Origin of the sequence: Acidisphaera sp. S103 (assembly GCF_009765975.1) — a bacterium.
In the GTDB taxonomy this organism is placed as follows: domain Bacteria; phylum Pseudomonadota; class Alphaproteobacteria; order Acetobacterales; family Acetobacteraceae; genus Rhodopila.
Genome location: NZ_LMUJ01000064.1, coordinates 179,090 through 193,536, shown reverse-complemented (window position 1 = coordinate 193,536; position 14,447 = coordinate 179,090). Strand labels below are relative to the sequence as shown.

Genomic DNA, 14,447 nt, shown 5'->3' with positions numbered 1-14,447 from the left:
GCTCCAGACAGAAGAAGTCCATGGCCCGAAGGCCGGCGAATGGACCGGGTTCGACCGGGGGTCAGTCGGGCGCGATGCTCTCCATGGCGCGTCGGAGACTGAGCGGTCGCATGTCAGTCCAAACTTCGTTGATATATGATAGACACTCGGCTTTTGGGCCGGTTTTCCCGACGCGGCGCCAGCCCGCCGGCGGATCGCTGGCGGCGGGCCAGATCGAGTATTGCTCTTCGTGATTTATGACAACATCGTAAGAGGTTGTATCCTCGTCCTCATCCATCCCGATGTCCCCCGATGTATTTCCTGACAAACCAGCAGCACCGGTCATCCCATGTCAAGCGATATTGAAAGCAAGCTAACGGAATCCCGATTATCTTTCGAACCGTGATTTAATCTCATCACGTGGCGTTAAATTACCATTCTTTTAGTGTGAAATGGCAGTCTGGAGTCACGCTAGACTAACGCTCTACACCGAAAGATGAAAAACAGGCATAATGTTAAAAAATGAGAACGAAGCTGTCCGCATGAAGGCCGAAACGACACGCAGGGGCTGACCCGGTGGACGGTTCGTTGGAATGGACCTATCCGCTGCGAGAACGATCACGCCAGTGCCGGGCAACTGACCCCGAGCGATTTGACTTTAGAGATTTTATACATGTCTCGATCGCGGTGCCGTTGCATGATGTACCAAATGAGGTGAGCCGAACGAATTTTCTGGATCGGTGCCCGATGTTGCTTGGATGCCTGGAATCCGGTGAGAAAAATCGTAAGGGTGTGAAAAGTGGATTCACCCGATGATTTGTCCATTTGTCACTTGCTTCGTCTATATTTAATTGATCGTGTCTCAGTAAGACGGTGCGGACGGCAAACGTCGACGAAGTGAAGCCTGCAAGACACTGTCTGCCATGACAGTGACTGAACTTGAGGTAACCCAGAGGCCATGATTGATCGTAAAAAGCATGGTTTGTTCCCGCTTTTCACGCGATCGTCGAAGCGGTGGGGTCCGTCCAGGTATCGATTGCACGATCCACTTCATGACGAATCTGATTCAATATATCAAGAACAACCTCCGCCGCACTTGAATGCTTGACCGCGCCGCGACCGCTCGGGCATAAGGCCACGGTGAATGCTGTGAACGGCGAACGTCCGAGGTCAGATATAACATGGCCCGCAACCCACGTGTCCGGAGAGCTGAGATGAGCGAAACCTCCACGAACGAGCCACCGCCGGGCGATCCCAAAGTGGTCGAGACCCCGGCGGAGGCACCGGAGCGGGCAACGCTGGCGTCCGGCGTCGTTCGCCGTATGTCCCTGTGGTCCGCCGGCGCGGGTGTGATCCCGGTGCCCGGTGTCGATCTGGCGGTGATTGTCGGTCTGCAAGTGAAGACTGTACGGGAACTGGCGTTGATCTACGGTGTGCCGTTCGACGAAGTCCGCACCAAGGCCATCGTTGCCTCTCTGATCGGCGGTTTGCTGCCGTTTAATGCGGCAGTCGGCGTCGGCGGCCTCGCCAGCACGCTGTATAAGGCGATCCCCGGCGTCGGCGCCGTTCTCGGCATGATCACCATGCCCGCTGCTGCTGCCGCCGCGAACTACGCTCTCGGCCGCCTGTTCATCGAACATTTCGAATCCGGCGGCACGCTTCTCGACTTCAATGCCGAAAAGATGCGGGCGCGTTTCCGGGCCGAAATGGAAAATCCGCAGACGCGTCGCGCTGCCGCCTGAGGCGGCGGGAAAGGGTCAATGGGGGTATCGCCTGCGCTCATCGCTGTCGGCTACGGACTGGTATGCCTCGCGGTCGGACTGTGTGGGCGCTATCGGCGCGGTGGATTCGTCCTGACGACGGTACTCGCCGTGGTGCTGACGCCGCCGATCGTGCTAGCGGCGCTCTACCTCCTCGGCCCCAAGGTCCCTACGCCGCGAGTGTCCACGTCCCAGCAGTCGCGCTGAGCCGGTATGGCACTCCTGGCCCTGCTGCAAGAGCAGTCCGGTCGGCGCCTCGTGCGCCTGGCCGTGCTGTCCGGCGTCGCCGGTCTCGGCAACGCCCTGGTTATGGCGGTCGCCAGCCACACCGTTTCCTCGGGTGAGGCGACCCACCGGCGGTTGGCGCTATTCGTCCTGGCGGTGATCATCTACGTCATCGCCCAACGCGGTGTCGTCCGCGGCTCCGCGCGTGAGATCGAGCAAGTCGTCCATCATCTGCGCATGCAACTGCTCGACCGCGTCCGCAACGCCGACTACGGCGCGCTCGGCCGGTTACAGCCCGCCGAGGCCTATGCCGCCGTCACCCGCGACACCCAGGCCATCAGCCAGGCGGCGACCGCGCTGACCTTGGCATCGCAGGCGGCGATCCTGCTGTTCTTCACCCTGATCTACCTGCTGTGGCTGTCGCCGCTGGAATTCGCCGTCCTGGGGGCAACCGGGGTGCTGCTGGCGATCTTTACCTCATGGCGCACCACGCAGGACCGAGCCGCCCTCGATTCCGCCGTCGGTCAGGAACGGATGCTGCTGGCGGACGTCACCGGCCTGCTGGACGGCTTCAAGGAGGCGAAGGTTTCATCACGCCGCCGCCACGCCCAACTGGGCGGCATCACCGCTGCCAGCGACGTCATCGCGGACGCCAAGGCCGCGGTCGGCGGACGCGCCGCGGCCGGCGCCGTGGCGGTGCAGACCGGCGTCTACCTTGCCCTGGCCCTGCTTGTGTTCGGCCTGCCGCTGGTGACGGTGATCGATCCGTCGGCGCAACGCCAGACCGTGACCGCGCTGCTGTTCGCCGCCGGCAGCATCAGCCTGCTGGTGCAAGGCATCCCGATCCTGTCCGCCGCCGACGAAGCCGCCGAAAGCCTGGCCCAACTGGCGGCCCGCCTGCCACCGGAACAGGCCGGCCAGGCACCATTGCCCAATGGCCCGGCCGAGCTGGAGGTCCACGCCGCCACCTACACCTGGCGAGACGCCGCCGGCCGGCCGCTCTTTCAGCTCGGCCCCTTGGACCTTCGCATCGCCGCCGGCCAGATCGTGTTCATCACCGGCGGCAACGGCTCTGGCAAATCCACGCTGCTGAGGTTGATCAGCGGCCTGCTGCTGCCCGAAACCGGCACGGTATCGTGCCGGGGCGAGACGGTGACCGCCGACAACCTGCAAACCTACCGCGACGGCATCGGCGTCATCCCCTCGGACCCGCATCTGTTCCGCCGTCCCTACGGCCTGGCCCGCGATCCCGCCCATGTCGCCGCGCTGCTGGAGGACTACGGCCTGACCGGCAAGGTCGCGCTGCTACCGGACGGATCGTGGGATACCGTCGCCCTGTCTGGCGGCCAGCGCAAACGTCTCGCCATGGTGTCGCTGCTGCTCGCCGCACCGCCGATCGTCATCCTCGACGAATGGGCGGCCGACCAGGATCCGGCCTTCCGCCGCCGCTTCTACGAACACATCCTGCCGGAGCTTCGGACCCGGCAATGCGCGGTGCTGTGCGCGACGCATGATTCGCGATACTTTGCGGTCGCGGACCAATGCTACATCCTGCGTGACGGCCGTCTGATGCCGACCACACCGGACGGGCCGCCACGATCGCCGGAGGCCGCCGCTTGAAGTCGCTTGCCTGGTTGGACGACTACCTGGAACGCTATGCGCTCAACATCGCGCTGGCGTTGCTGCTGGTCTTCGTCGCGGTGGCGGGCATCCTGCCGTTCACCGTCTTCACCGTGCGGCCGGGCGAGGTCGCGGTGATCTGGAGCCGGTTCGGCGGCGGCACCGTGACCGACTACGTCTATCTCGAGGGCACCCATGTCAAATGGCCCTGGAACATCGACTACATCTACAACGCCCGTACGCAGACCGACACCGGCGACTACAGCGCGCTGTCGTCCGACGGCATCAACGTCGTCGCCCAGGTGTCGTTCCTCTACAAGATCGTGGTGCCGGACACCGGTCTGCTGCACAAATATGTCGGCCCGAATTATCTGAACGTGTTGGTCAGGCCGGTGATCGGCGCCGCGCTTCGTTCCGTCATGAGCCGGTTTTCCACCGAGACGCTATACGGCCAGCAGCGGGATGAGATCCAGCGGCAGGTCGTTGAATCCGTCAATGCCCTGGGTGCCGGAATGGTGCCGGCCGGCGACCAGACATTGCGCATGGTCCTGTTGAGCAACGTGCTGATCCGCCGCGTCACCCTGCCGCCCGATCTGCAGGCATCGATCGACCGCAAGATGATCCAGCACCAGGCGGCGCTGGAATACGTCTACCGGCTCGACCGCGAACGGCTGGAGGCCCAGCGCAAACGCATCGAGGCCACCGGTATCCGCGACTTCCAGCAGATCGTCGGCGCCAACCTGACCGAACCCTATCTGCGCTGGCTGGGTATCGACGCGACCTTGCGCCTGGCGCAGTCGCCCGGCAGCCGTCTCGTGATTGTCGGCGGCAAGGACGGGTTGCCGATCATCCTGAACCCATCGGGCGATTCACCCGCCGCCGGCGCGTCCACCAACGCCCCGACAGCCGGGACCGACCCCGGCAACGCCAACCCCGGCGAACCGGCCGCGCCCAACCTGCCCGGCGGTGGCGGCAAGGCCGATCCGGCGCCGTCCCAGGGTGCATTGCCGTCGCTGCCGACCGAGGGCATGTCGCTGCCATTCTCAACCCACGTGCCGTCCGATGTCCCAACACGCCATTAATGCCACGACCGAACGCTGGATCGTGACGGACCCGCGCCCAGGCCAGCGGCGGCTCCGCCTGTTCCTGCTGCCGCATGCCGGCGGCGGCGCCAACACCTACCGCCTGTGGCCGGCGATGATGCCGCCCGACATGGACGTCCGGCCCGTCCAACTGCCGGGGCGGGAACGGCGGTTTTCCGAACCGGCGATCGCTCGCATGGACACGCTGCTGGATGCACTGGTGCCCGCGCTGCGTCCGCTGCTCGATCGTCCCTTCGCGCTGTTCGGCCACAGCATGGGGTCGTGCATCGCCCATGCCCTGGCGCTGCGACTGGGTGACCTCGGTCTGCCCCAACCCTTCCTGCTGATCGCGTCGGGGCGGGAGGCACCACATCTGCCCCGGCGCAAGCCCAGCCTGCACACCCTGGCGGAACCGGAATTCCTCGAGGGGTTGAAGCGCCTGAACGGTACCCCGCCGGAGGTTCTGCAAAATCGCGAACTGCTCGATCTGGTGCTGCCGATGTTGCGGGCGGATTTCACCTTGGTGGGCGAATACCGGCCGGCCGCCCCGCCGCCCTTGGCCTGCCCGATCGTGGTACTGGGCGGCGAGACCGATGCCGAGACGACGCCGGAGGGACTGGCGGCCTGGTCCGCCTGCACCACCGGACCGTCGCGTGTCGCCACGCTGCCCGGCGGCCATTTTTTCACCGATACGGCGCGCGCCCAGGTCGTGGCCCGTGTGACCGAGGCGCTGCATCAATACGGCCGGGATGGCTGATCCGTGACCGACCCGGCGGAGGCCAGGCGCCCAGTGTCGCGGCTGTGGCAACTAATCGGCCCGGAACTGCGCGCACGCCCAAGGCCGCTGCTGCTGCTGTCAGCCATTGCCGGCCTGGCCAACGCCGCGATCCTGGGCGTGCTCGGCACCGTGGGCCGCGGTGGCGCCAGTCATCCGCTGGGCCAGCTTGCGCTGCTGCTGGGCGCCGTCGCCGTCTACGCCGTCGGCCAGATCCGCGTCGCCAAGGTCACTGAACGGGAAGTCGAGGGCATCCTGTCCCGCCTGCGGCTGAACCTTCTGGACCGCGTCGCCCGCACCGACCTCGCCACCTTCGAGCGGTTCGGCCGGGCCCGTCTGGTCAGCGTGCTGGCGGGCGATGTGCAGACGATCTCGGCTGCCGCGGTGCCGGTGGTCAGCGGTGCCCAGGCGGCGTTGCAACTGCTGTTCGCGGTGATCTACCTATTCCTGCTGTCCACCACCGCCTTCGCCCTTGGTACGCTGGGGGTGACGCTGGCCGCCTTCGCCTACCTGCGCCGGCTGCGCCTGATGGGCGCCGCCTTGGCCGAGGCCGGCAAGCAGGACCAGGAAACCCTGGAAGGACTGGAGGACGCGCTGCGCGGATCCGCCCAGTTGAAACAGAACGCCGCCATGAGCATCGCCTTACGCGCCCATGTCGACGGCATGAGCGCCCGAGCGGCTGGCACACGGCGGCTGGCGCAGGAGGGCATCGGCGGCATGACGCTGTTCGGCCAGATGATGTTCTTCCTGCTGCTGGGCGCGATGATCTGGATCCTGCCGCGCTATGGGCTGGGCGGCCCCACGGTGGCCAAGGCGACCATGGTGCTGCTGTTCGTCCTGGGCGCGATCGGTAACCTGTTGCAAGGCGTAACGACGGTGGCGTTCGCCGAGGCCGCCGCCGATCGCCTGCTGACCCTGCAACACCAACTGTCACTGCTGCCGGTCGAACCCGAACCGCACGCCGAACCCGAAGCCGAACCACCGCCACCTGAGTTCGAAAGCCTCGCGCTCCGCGGCGTCACCTTCCGTCACCAGGCAGCCGACGGCAGTCCGGGTTTCGGTATCGGCCCGATCGACTTCGAACTGTCGCGAGGGCAGGTGATGTTCCTGTCCGGCGGCAACGGGGCAGGGAAGAGCACGCTGATCAAGGTGCTGGCCGGCCTGTATCCGCCGATGGCCGGCGTGGTCGCGCTGAACGGGCGGACGCTGGCACCCGGCGACATCGCGCTGCGCGAAATGATGGCCGTGGTGTTCTCGGACTTTCATCTGTCGCCGCGACTGTGGGGCGTCCCGCCGGAGGACATGGCGCGCGCCCGAGACCTGATCGCCTCGGTCGATCTGGAGGGCATCGTCACCGTGCGCGACGGGGGGTTCAGCACCACCGCGCTGTCCACCGGCCAGCGCAAGCGCCTCGCCCTGGTCGTTGCCCTGCTGGAACGCCGACCCGTGCTGGTGTTGGACGAATTCGCCGCCGACCAGGACCCCGAATTCCGCCGCCGGTTCTACCGGGAAATCCTGCCCGCGCTGCGGGCCGAGGGCCTGACCATTCTCGCCGTGACCCATGACGACGACTACTTCGACGCGGCGGACCGCCGGTTGGTGATGGACGAAGGGCAGTTGCGGGAAGTCACACCGTCCTTATCCGACCAGGTCGGCAACGGATAGTTCTGCCCACTCCACATCCGATGGCGCGCACCCCGCTGCCAACGCCAGCCAATGCGTGCCTAGCCATTCGGTGCGCAGCCACCACGTCGACGCCGCGCCATAGCCATCCGGCATCGCCTCCACACGCAACGGATTGCCCCGCAGCACGACTTGTTGCAGCGGCAACGACAATCCCTCGCCAATGGCCTTGGCCAGCGCCTCCTTGGCGACCCAAAGCTGCAGCAAGCGCCCACGCCGGTCAGCGAACCCATCGAGATCGGCGACTTCCTCCGGCGCCAGCGCGAGCGACGCGAGAGCGGCCTCATCCGGATCGCGGCCGGCAGCCTCGACATCCACCCCAACGTCCTGTCCCTGCGCCAGAGCGACCGCCACCATCCCATTGGTGTGCGACAGGCTGAACCGGATATCGTCGCACGGCGGATCAAGATGCGGCTTCCCATAGGCATCCGCCACGAACCGCCACGGCCGAGCACCCGCCTGCAAGTCCAACGCATGCCGCAACAGCGCATGCGCGACAACATACGTCCGCCGGTCCCGATCGAAGGCGAAATGGGCGGCACGCGTCCGTTCCGCGTCGTCCAGCCGATCGAGCAAGCCCGCGACGTAACGGTCGTCATCCGCAGAAACAGCAGTCAGGAACAGGCCCAGTTTCACGCCGGCGGCAGATCCCAGCCGATCCAATCGCAGAACGCTCGTCCCATCACCAGCTCTAGGTCACGCCCGGACAGCCAGGGCAGTTCCTCCGTAAACAGCGTGACGCATTGCCGCCAGGAGCACGACATCCGAGTGATATCCGTCCCCCAGAACATCCGCTCCGGTCCGAACGCATCGAACACGCGGTGCAGGTGCGTATGAATACCCCGGAACGGATATTCGTCGATGGCATAGCCCGCCTGGCCCGTCGCCTTGACGGCGATGTTCGGATACCGCGCCAGCGCAAGCAATTCCGGCTGATACCGATAGGACTCCGGTGCCTTGGTGGCGCGCGGAACGCCCAGATGGTCGATGATCAGTTTCAATCCTGGATGCCGTTCGGCGATCTGCCCGACCAGCGGCAGGAACGTCGCCGCCGCCAGCGACACCGGCACGCCGGCTCGCTCCGCCGCCGGCCACAGCCAGTCGAGCGTGCCGTCGGTCGGCCAAGTCCGCTCATGCGGCTGCACGAAGTAGAAGCGCAAACCCAACATGCCGGGCCGGCTTTTCCATGTGTCCACCAGGCGTCGGCTTTCCGGCCGTTCCACCGGAAACCACCCCAGGATGGCGAAACGATCCGGATTCGCACGCACTGCCTCGACCGCCAATTCATTCGAATCCGGGTCCCACATCGGCGGCTGAATCACCGCTCGGTCTACCCCCGCCTCATCCATGCCGGCGAGCGCTTGCTGCATGGAAAACGGTTCCTGCCGGTGATGCGCCGGTGGCGTTCCCTTTTCCCAGATGTGGATCTGCGCATCGACGATCAGCATGACGCTACAGATACTTCGCCGGACGGATCATTGCTCGCCACATATGCGCCACCGGGCTGTTGTCGAACCCCAGCCCCTGTTCCGGCTGGCGGAAATTCCGCCCGATCACATCGGTGAATTCCTCAAGCTCCACCACGACATTCGGATCGAACGAGTAGATATCGTGCACCGTGATCATCCGGCCCGACATATACCATTTATGGTTGCGCATCCGGTTGTAGTCATCCTCGACATACGGGTCGGGCTGATAGTCGGCGCCAAAAGCCTTGATGTAGGCTTGCGGATACTCATAACCCACCGACGCATCGGGATAGAACCGCAGCACCTGGTGCGCCCTGATGGCCCAGGTCACTTCCTCATCGACATAGGGTTCCACCAGTTGCGCACCCCAGTAGCCATGGTCGCCGCGGATGAAGCCGATCGTCGAGATATCATGCAGCAGGCAGGCCAGCACCATGTTGTCCGGCAGCCCGGCCTTGACCGCGTGCCGAGCACTTTGCAGCAGGTGCGCCGCCGGTCCAAAGCGGTATTTGAAAAAGTCCATCAGGGTCGGCTTTTCCGGCATTGCCGGCAGCCGCGGGTCGTCGCCCATCAGCACCCGCGCATTCGGGTTCTTGGCCATCAGGGCATTGGCATTGGCCGGCGGACCCATGTCGCCCTCGGCCATGCTGTAGAGCCGCGACTTGATGACGATATGGTCCAGCTCCCGGCTCATCTTGTCTTCCAGGGCATCGGCGCGCTGCGAAAGCGTTTGGGTATCGTTCATTGGCTGTCTCCCTGGACGACAGAGTAGCTTGGTGAGGGAAGAAAGGCCAGGGCGCCGCCCTGGACCCGCCAAGGGGCGAGGCCCCTTGGAACCACTACTTTGGGATTGGGGTGGGGAGGGGCCGACGTCGATGTTGCAACAACCGAGTTGGCCCCTCCCCACCCCAATCCCAAAATAAATGGATTTCAAAGGCTCCGCCTTTGACGGGGTTCGAAGGGGCAGCGCCCCTCGCCTTGCTTCCCCGACCCGACTACCCTGCGCCGGAACCTGAGAGGAACCGGCACATGGATAAACCCCGCATCGGCTATATTGGCCTTGGCGTGATGGGTGGCGCGCTCGCCCGTCGCCTGGTGCGCGAGCACAAGCTGACCGTTTTCGACCTATCCCCGGAACGGTGTGCGGCGTTTGCCGCGCTAGGCGCGACGGTGGCCGCCTCGCCGGCCGAGGTGGGGGCTGCATCCGACATCGTGCTGACCTGCCTGCCCACGTCGGCACAGGTGAAAGAGGTGATTTTCGGCGACAACGACGGCCTGATCCGCGGCCTGCAGCCGGGCGCCCTGATCGCCGATCAGACGTCCGGTGCCACTGTCGCCACACGTGCCATGGCGGCTGATCTGGAGAAACTCGGCATCACCCTGATCGACGCCCCGGTCAGCGGCGGGCCGCAAGGCGCCGACGCCGGAACGATCGCCATCATGGTCGGCGGTTCGGCGGAGCAGTACGCCCGCGTCGCGCCGGTGCTGTCCGTGATCAGCCCGAACACCGCGCATGTCGGGCCGCTGGGCGCCGGCCACACGTTGAAGGCGGTGAACAACATGATGTCCGCCGCCAACCGGCTGCTGGCGTTTGAAGCCGTGGGCATCGCCGCCGCCAACGGCCTCGATCCCGCCATCGTGGTGGACATGATCAACAAATCCTCCGGCCGTAACAGCGCAACGTTGGCGGTATTCCCGAACAACATCCTCACCGACAATTTCGAGGCCCGTTTCACGATGGCGCTGATGGAAAAAGACGTGGCCCTGGCAGCGGAACTGGCCGGTGCCAGTTTCGCGCACCTGACGCTGACGCCGCTGATCCTGCGCAATTATCGCATGGGCATCGAACGGTTCGGCCGCAACGGCGACATCCACGAAATGCTGCGCTTCTATGAGGAAGCGGGCGGCACCAAGATCGCAAAGAAGCAGCCGTAAGCCACAAGGAGGAAACACCATGAACCTAACCAACAAAGTCGCGCTGGTCACCGGCGCGGGGCAGGGGATCGGCCGGGCGGCGGCGATCGCGCTGGCCGAGGCCGGTGCGCATGTCGTCGTCGCCGACATCGCCGGCCAACACGCCCACGCGACCACCGAAGCCATTACCTCCAGGCAACGCCGCGCGTTGGCGGTGCAGGCCGATGTCGGCGACCTGCAAGAGATCGACCGCATGGTGCGCGAAGCATTGGCGGCGTTCGGCCAGATCGACATCCTGGTGAACAACGCCGGCGTGACCCGCCGAGCGGACATCATGGACGTTACGGAGCAGGATTGGGATCGCATTCATCGCGTCAACGCGAAGGGCGTCTTCTTCTGCCTGCAACGTGTCGCGCGGGAGATGATTGTTCGGAAGGGCGGCCGCATCATCAACATCGCCTCGATCGCCGGGAAGGGCTATGTGGGCGCCTCCAACGCCGCCTATGCCGCCAGCAAAGGCGCCGTCATCAGCATGACCAAACTCGCGGCCCTGCAACTGGCAAAACACGACATCACCGTCAACTCGGTCTGCCCGGGCGTGACCCGCACGGCGCTGTCCGACGCTAATCTGTCCGTGCGCGCGCAACAGGAAGGCGTATCCATTGAAGAAATGGAACGACGCCGAGCGGCGTTCGTGCCGTTGAATCGGGTGAACGACCCCGAGGACATCGCTGCCATGGTCGTCTTCCTGGCATCCGCCGGCGCGCGCAACATCACCGGCCAGTCCTTCAACGTCGATGGCGGCCTGATCCTGGATTAGTCTGGTCGGGCGGCGAAACTTTGGTCAGGGTGCGAACAGGAGAGAACGCACCCATGACCGAAGACCAAGATATCGTCGCCGTCGCCAAACGTCTGGCCCCCGCCGTGCGGGACGCTCGCGACCAGGCGGAACAACTGCGCCAGACGCCGCCTGCCCTGGCGGCGGAGATCACGCGGGCAGGCATCTACCAGATGTACCTGCCGCGCTCGATGGGCGGCCCTGAAACGCCGCCTTTGACTGCCTTCCGCGTCGTCGAGGAACTGTCGAAAGCCGACGGATCGGTCGGTTGGTGCGCCATGATCGCCACCGCGCTGTCGATGAATACCGCGCGCCTGCCGGCCGAAGTCGGGCGAGACCTCGCCGGCACCCCAGCCGACTACCGCGGCGCCGGATCCGCTCGTCCCGGCGGCCGAGCGTGGGCGGTACCGGGCGGCTATCGCGTTAAGGGCCGTTGGAATTTTGCCAGCGGCATTCAGAACGCGCGGTGGCTATACTGCACCTGCATCATGATGGACGGTGACAAGCCGGAGCAGACGCCAACCGGCACACCGGTCCTGCGCGCGGTGTGGGTGCCCCGCGAGTCCGTGACTATCGTCGACACGTGGTCCGTCATGGGCATGCGCGGCACCGGCAGCCAGGACTTCACCGTCGACGACGTCATCGTGCCAGCCGCTCGCAGTTGCCCGTCGGACTCGCCGCCCCTCGAAACCGGCCCGCTCTACAACCAGCGCGCCTGGTACGTGCATCTGTGGACACCGTCCGCCGCGAACGCCCTGGGCATCGCCCGCGGTGCAATCGACAGCCTGGCCGAAATCGCCGCCATCGAGGCGTCCACCATGTCCGCCAACCTGCTGCGCGACCGATCGATGGTGCAAACCCGCATCGCCGAGGCCGACGCCATAGTCAACGCCGCCCGAGCCTACGTCTTCGACGCCGTCGGAACGCTGTGGCAAACGCTATCCGCCGGCGAGACCCCATCGGATCACGCCATCGCCCAGGGCAGGCTGGCGATCGTGCATGCCATGCATGAATCCGTTCGTGCCGTGGACAAGGTTTTTCACGCGGCGGGTACCAACGCGATCTACACCCGCCTGCCGCTGGAATGCGCGTTTCGCGACGTCCACGTCGCCGTGCAGCATGCCGCCGCCCTGCCGCTCTACTTCGAATCTGCCGGCAAGGTGCTGCTCGGTTTGCGTCCCGGCGACCCCGGCTGGTGACAGCCAGGGTTGCGCCAAGGCGCAAGCCGAACCACCATCGGCAAAACGACAAAGGGAGAGCGGCGATGACGTCACGCGTACCGATGGTTTCGTTGGAACGTGCCCGAGAACTCGGCGACGCCATGGGCCTGCCCGCGCGCCGCACCCAAAGCGAGGCATTCCGCGTCGTCGCCAACAATCCCGGCGTCGCCAGGGTGGCCTTCAGCCAGTTGATCCAACTGCTGGAGAACAACAAGTTCGATACGCGCCTGCGCGAACTGATGATCATGCGGATCGGCTGGGTCACCGGATCGGCGTACGAATGGACGCAGCATTGGCGCGTGGCCACTACCGCCGGCATCCCGCCCGACGACATCCTGGCCGTGCGCGACTGGCAAAATTCCCGCCGGCTGACCCCGGCGGACAGGGCGATCCTGGCCGCCACCGATGAATGCCTCGCCGGCAAATCCATTTCGGACGCCGCCTGGTCCGAGATCGCCAAACACGTCACCGATCCCGGCCAGCAGGTGGAATTCATCATCGCCATGGGCAACTGGATGGCGTTCTCGATGCTGTTTCGCAACTTGCGCATCCCGCTGACGAGCGACCTGACCCCCTGGCCACCCGACGGCCTGGCATCCCCAGCGGCGTAAAAGGGCATTCCCAACAAGAAACGACGGCAGGAGTAACCCATGGACGAAGAGACTCGCTTGTCAGCCGATATCGACTCCCAGCCCCTGGTCCAGGCCGCCGCCGCGATGCGGCCCATGCTGCGCGACTACCATGAGGAGATCGAGCGCGAACAACGCTTGCCATCAGCACTGGTCGCGCAACTGCACGCCGCCGGCTTCTACCGGATGGTGATCCCGCGCGCGCTGGGTGGCCTGCAGGTCGATCCGCTGACCTATCTGCGCGTCGTCGAACTGCTGGCCGAGGGCGCCGGCTCCGTCGGCTGGAACGTCTGCAACAACAGCATCGGCCAACTCGTGACGCTCGGTTTGCCCGACGAGGGTGTGCAGGAAGTCCACGGGTCCAGCCCGTCCATCATTGCCGGCACCGCCGTGCAGGGCGGCGGCGAGGCAACACCGGTGGAGGGCGGCTACCGCATCAACGGCCATTGGACCTTCGGCACCGGCTGCCAGGAAAGCGCCTGGATGCTGGGCAGTTTCCAAATCCTCGACGACGGCCAGCCGCGCCGCCGCCCCGATGGCGCTCCGCTGTTCTGGCGCGGCGTCTTTCCCCGTGCCGAGGCCAACGTCGTCCCCGGAAGCTGGGACGTGACCGGCCTGCGCGGCACCGGTAGCTTCGACTGGAAGGTGGAAAATGTCTTCCTGCCGGAACGCCGCACCATGGTTCATGCCGGCGTGCCGCTGGACAACCAATGGGCGCGCTGGCCCGGCATCACCTACGCCCTGCCCAGCCAGGCTTGGGTCGGCCCCCACCACAGCTCTGTCATCACCGGCATCGCCCGAGCCGGCATCGACGCGCTGCTCGAACTGGCCGTCGAGAAAATGCCCCGCGGGCGCACCGGCCGCCTTTGCGACAATCCGCAAGTCCAGGACGCCGCCGGCCGAGCCGACGCGATGCTGAACGCCGGCCGCATCTACCGCAGCGCGATGATCGCCGAACTGTGGAATACCATCGCCGCCGGCCGCGAAACCACGCTGGAGCAGCGGGCCCGCTGCCGCTTGGCGGCCGTCTACGCCGCCGACAACGCCCGGGACGCGATGGATTTGGTCTATCGCCACGGCGGCAGCACGTCCTTCAAGCGCGAGACTCGCCTGGCCGAATGCTGGCGCGACCTGCACGTCGTCGGCCAGACGGCCACGATCGCGCCGGAGTGGTATCCGATCGGCGGCCGGGCGTTCCTCGGCATGGACCCGGGGTCTCGGCTACGGTAATTGTCTTCCAATAACAGCCCCAG

15 protein-coding genes are annotated in these 14,447 nt (G+C 65.6%); 11 read left to right on the top strand and 4 right to left on the bottom strand.

Annotated features, from left to right (window positions below; genetic code table 11):
- Positions 1–61 precede the first annotated feature (61 nt).
- Positions 62–277 (bottom strand): MbtH family NRPS accessory protein, encoded by a 216-nt coding sequence (locus GSQ89_RS23125; RefSeq protein WP_174254913.1) that lies wholly within the window; start codon positions 275–277, stop codon positions 62–64.
- 916 nt (positions 278–1,193) lie between these two features.
- Here GSQ89_RS23125 and GSQ89_RS23120 point away from each other — a divergent pair.
- The 6 genes from GSQ89_RS23120 to GSQ89_RS23095 are packed head-to-tail and all read left to right on the top strand — an operon-like array spanning position 1,194 to position 7,106.
- Positions 1,194–1,721, top strand: coding sequence for a YcjF family protein (locus tag GSQ89_RS23120; RefSeq protein WP_158929661.1), 528 nt, complete (start codon positions 1,194–1,196; stop codon positions 1,719–1,721).
- Between the two features lie 18 nt (positions 1,722–1,739).
- Entirely contained in the window at positions 1,740–1,946 is a 207-nt protein-coding gene (locus GSQ89_RS23115; RefSeq protein ID WP_158929659.1) for a hypothetical protein, read from the top strand.
- Between the two features lie 6 nt (positions 1,947–1,952).
- The gene (locus GSQ89_RS23110; protein ID WP_158929657.1) at positions 1,953–3,584 is read left to right on the top strand and encodes an ATP-binding cassette domain-containing protein; all 1,632 of its coding nucleotides are present in this window, start codon (positions 1,953–1,955) and stop codon (positions 3,582–3,584) included.
- A complete protein-coding gene (locus GSQ89_RS23105; RefSeq protein WP_158929655.1) occupies positions 3,581–4,666 on the top strand; it encodes a prohibitin family protein in 1,086 nt (361 codons plus the stop codon). Before GSQ89_RS23110 ends, GSQ89_RS23105 begins: the two co-directional genes overlap by 4 nt.
- Complete coding sequence (locus tag GSQ89_RS23100; protein ID WP_158929653.1) at positions 4,647–5,423, top strand: thioesterase II family protein; 777 nt, start codon at positions 4,647–4,649, stop codon at positions 5,421–5,423. The genes GSQ89_RS23105 and GSQ89_RS23100 overlap by 20 nt, the downstream gene beginning before the upstream one ends.
- Positions 5,424–5,426: 3 nt before the next feature.
- Entirely contained in the window at positions 5,427–7,106 is a 1,680-nt protein-coding gene (locus tag GSQ89_RS23095) for a cyclic peptide export ABC transporter (protein ID WP_158929651.1), read from the top strand.
- Here the strand turns inward: GSQ89_RS23095 and GSQ89_RS23090 are convergent.
- The 3 genes from GSQ89_RS23090 to GSQ89_RS23080 are packed head-to-tail and all read right to left on the bottom strand — an operon-like array spanning position 7,080 to position 9,338.
- The gene (locus tag GSQ89_RS23090; protein ID WP_158929649.1) at positions 7,080–7,760 is read right to left on the bottom strand and encodes a 4'-phosphopantetheinyl transferase superfamily protein; all 681 of its coding nucleotides are present in this window, start codon (positions 7,758–7,760) and stop codon (positions 7,080–7,082) included. The two genes, GSQ89_RS23095 and GSQ89_RS23090, sit on opposite strands and share 27 nt — an antisense overlap.
- Positions 7,757–8,572, bottom strand: a complete 816-nt coding sequence (locus tag GSQ89_RS23085; protein ID WP_158929647.1) for an amidohydrolase — start codon at positions 8,570–8,572, stop codon at positions 7,757–7,759. Before GSQ89_RS23085 ends, GSQ89_RS23090 begins: the two co-directional genes overlap by 4 nt.
- 4 nt (positions 8,573–8,576) lie before the next feature.
- Positions 8,577–9,338 (bottom strand): hypothetical protein, encoded by a 762-nt coding sequence (locus GSQ89_RS23080; protein ID WP_158929645.1) that lies wholly within the window; start codon positions 9,336–9,338, stop codon positions 8,577–8,579.
- Between the two features lie 284 nt (positions 9,339–9,622).
- Here GSQ89_RS23080 and GSQ89_RS23075 point away from each other — a divergent pair, with 284 nt between their 5' ends.
- The 5 genes from GSQ89_RS23075 to GSQ89_RS23055 all read left to right on the top strand — a co-directional run bounded on the left by GSQ89_RS23075 (position 9,623) and on the right by GSQ89_RS23055 (position 14,424).
- Positions 9,623–10,528 carry an NAD(P)-dependent oxidoreductase gene (locus GSQ89_RS23075; protein WP_158929643.1) on the top strand — a complete coding sequence of 302 codons (906 nt, stop codon included), beginning with the start codon at positions 9,623–9,625 and terminating at the stop codon, positions 10,526–10,528.
- A gap of 19 nt (positions 10,529–10,547) precedes the next feature.
- Positions 10,548–11,327 (top strand): SDR family NAD(P)-dependent oxidoreductase, encoded by a 780-nt coding sequence (locus GSQ89_RS23070; RefSeq protein WP_158929641.1) that lies wholly within the window; start codon positions 10,548–10,550, stop codon positions 11,325–11,327.
- A gap of 53 nt (positions 11,328–11,380) precedes the next feature.
- Positions 11,381–12,544 carry an acyl-CoA dehydrogenase family protein gene (locus GSQ89_RS23065; RefSeq protein WP_158929639.1) on the top strand — a complete coding sequence of 388 codons (1,164 nt, stop codon included), beginning with the start codon at positions 11,381–11,383 and terminating at the stop codon, positions 12,542–12,544.
- A gap of 65 nt (positions 12,545–12,609) precedes the next feature.
- Positions 12,610–13,176, top strand: a complete 567-nt coding sequence (locus GSQ89_RS23060; RefSeq protein ID WP_158929637.1) for a carboxymuconolactone decarboxylase family protein — start codon at positions 12,610–12,612, stop codon at positions 13,174–13,176.
- 39 nt (positions 13,177–13,215) lie between these two features.
- Positions 13,216–14,424 carry an acyl-CoA dehydrogenase family protein gene (locus GSQ89_RS23055; RefSeq protein WP_158929635.1) on the top strand — a complete coding sequence of 403 codons (1,209 nt, stop codon included), beginning with the start codon at positions 13,216–13,218 and terminating at the stop codon, positions 14,422–14,424.
- Positions 14,425–14,447 lie beyond the last annotated feature (23 nt).

Bases quoted from the DNA above. Each gene is read 5' to 3' on its own strand.
- GSQ89_RS23075 (WP_158929643.1), top strand. From the start codon at position 9,623: ATGGATAAACCCCGCATCGGCTATATTGGCCTTGGCGTGATGGGTGGC.
- GSQ89_RS23125 (WP_174254913.1), bottom strand. From the start codon at position 277: ATGGATGAGGACGAGGATACAACCTCTTACGATGTTGTCATAAATCAC.
- GSQ89_RS23115 (WP_158929659.1), top strand. From the start codon at position 1,740: ATGGGGGTATCGCCTGCGCTCATCGCTGTCGGCTACGGACTGGTATGC.
- GSQ89_RS23070 (WP_158929641.1), top strand. From the start codon at position 10,548: ATGAACCTAACCAACAAAGTCGCGCTGGTCACCGGCGCGGGGCAGGGG.
- GSQ89_RS23120 (WP_158929661.1), top strand. From the start codon at position 1,194: ATGAGCGAAACCTCCACGAACGAGCCACCGCCGGGCGATCCCAAAGTG.
- GSQ89_RS23060 (WP_158929637.1), top strand. From the start codon at position 12,610: ATGACGTCACGCGTACCGATGGTTTCGTTGGAACGTGCCCGAGAACTC.
- GSQ89_RS23085 (WP_158929647.1), bottom strand. From the start codon at position 8,572: ATGCTGATCGTCGATGCGCAGATCCACATCTGGGAAAAGGGAACGCCA.
- GSQ89_RS23055 (WP_158929635.1), top strand. From the start codon at position 13,216: ATGGACGAAGAGACTCGCTTGTCAGCCGATATCGACTCCCAGCCCCTG.
- GSQ89_RS23110 (WP_158929657.1), top strand. From the start codon at position 1,953: ATGGCACTCCTGGCCCTGCTGCAAGAGCAGTCCGGTCGGCGCCTCGTG.
- GSQ89_RS23065 (WP_158929639.1), top strand. From the start codon at position 11,381: ATGACCGAAGACCAAGATATCGTCGCCGTCGCCAAACGTCTGGCCCCC.
- GSQ89_RS23100 (WP_158929653.1), top strand. From the start codon at position 4,647: ATGTCCCAACACGCCATTAATGCCACGACCGAACGCTGGATCGTGACG.
- GSQ89_RS23080 (WP_158929645.1), bottom strand. From the start codon at position 9,338: ATGAACGATACCCAAACGCTTTCGCAGCGCGCCGATGCCCTGGAAGAC.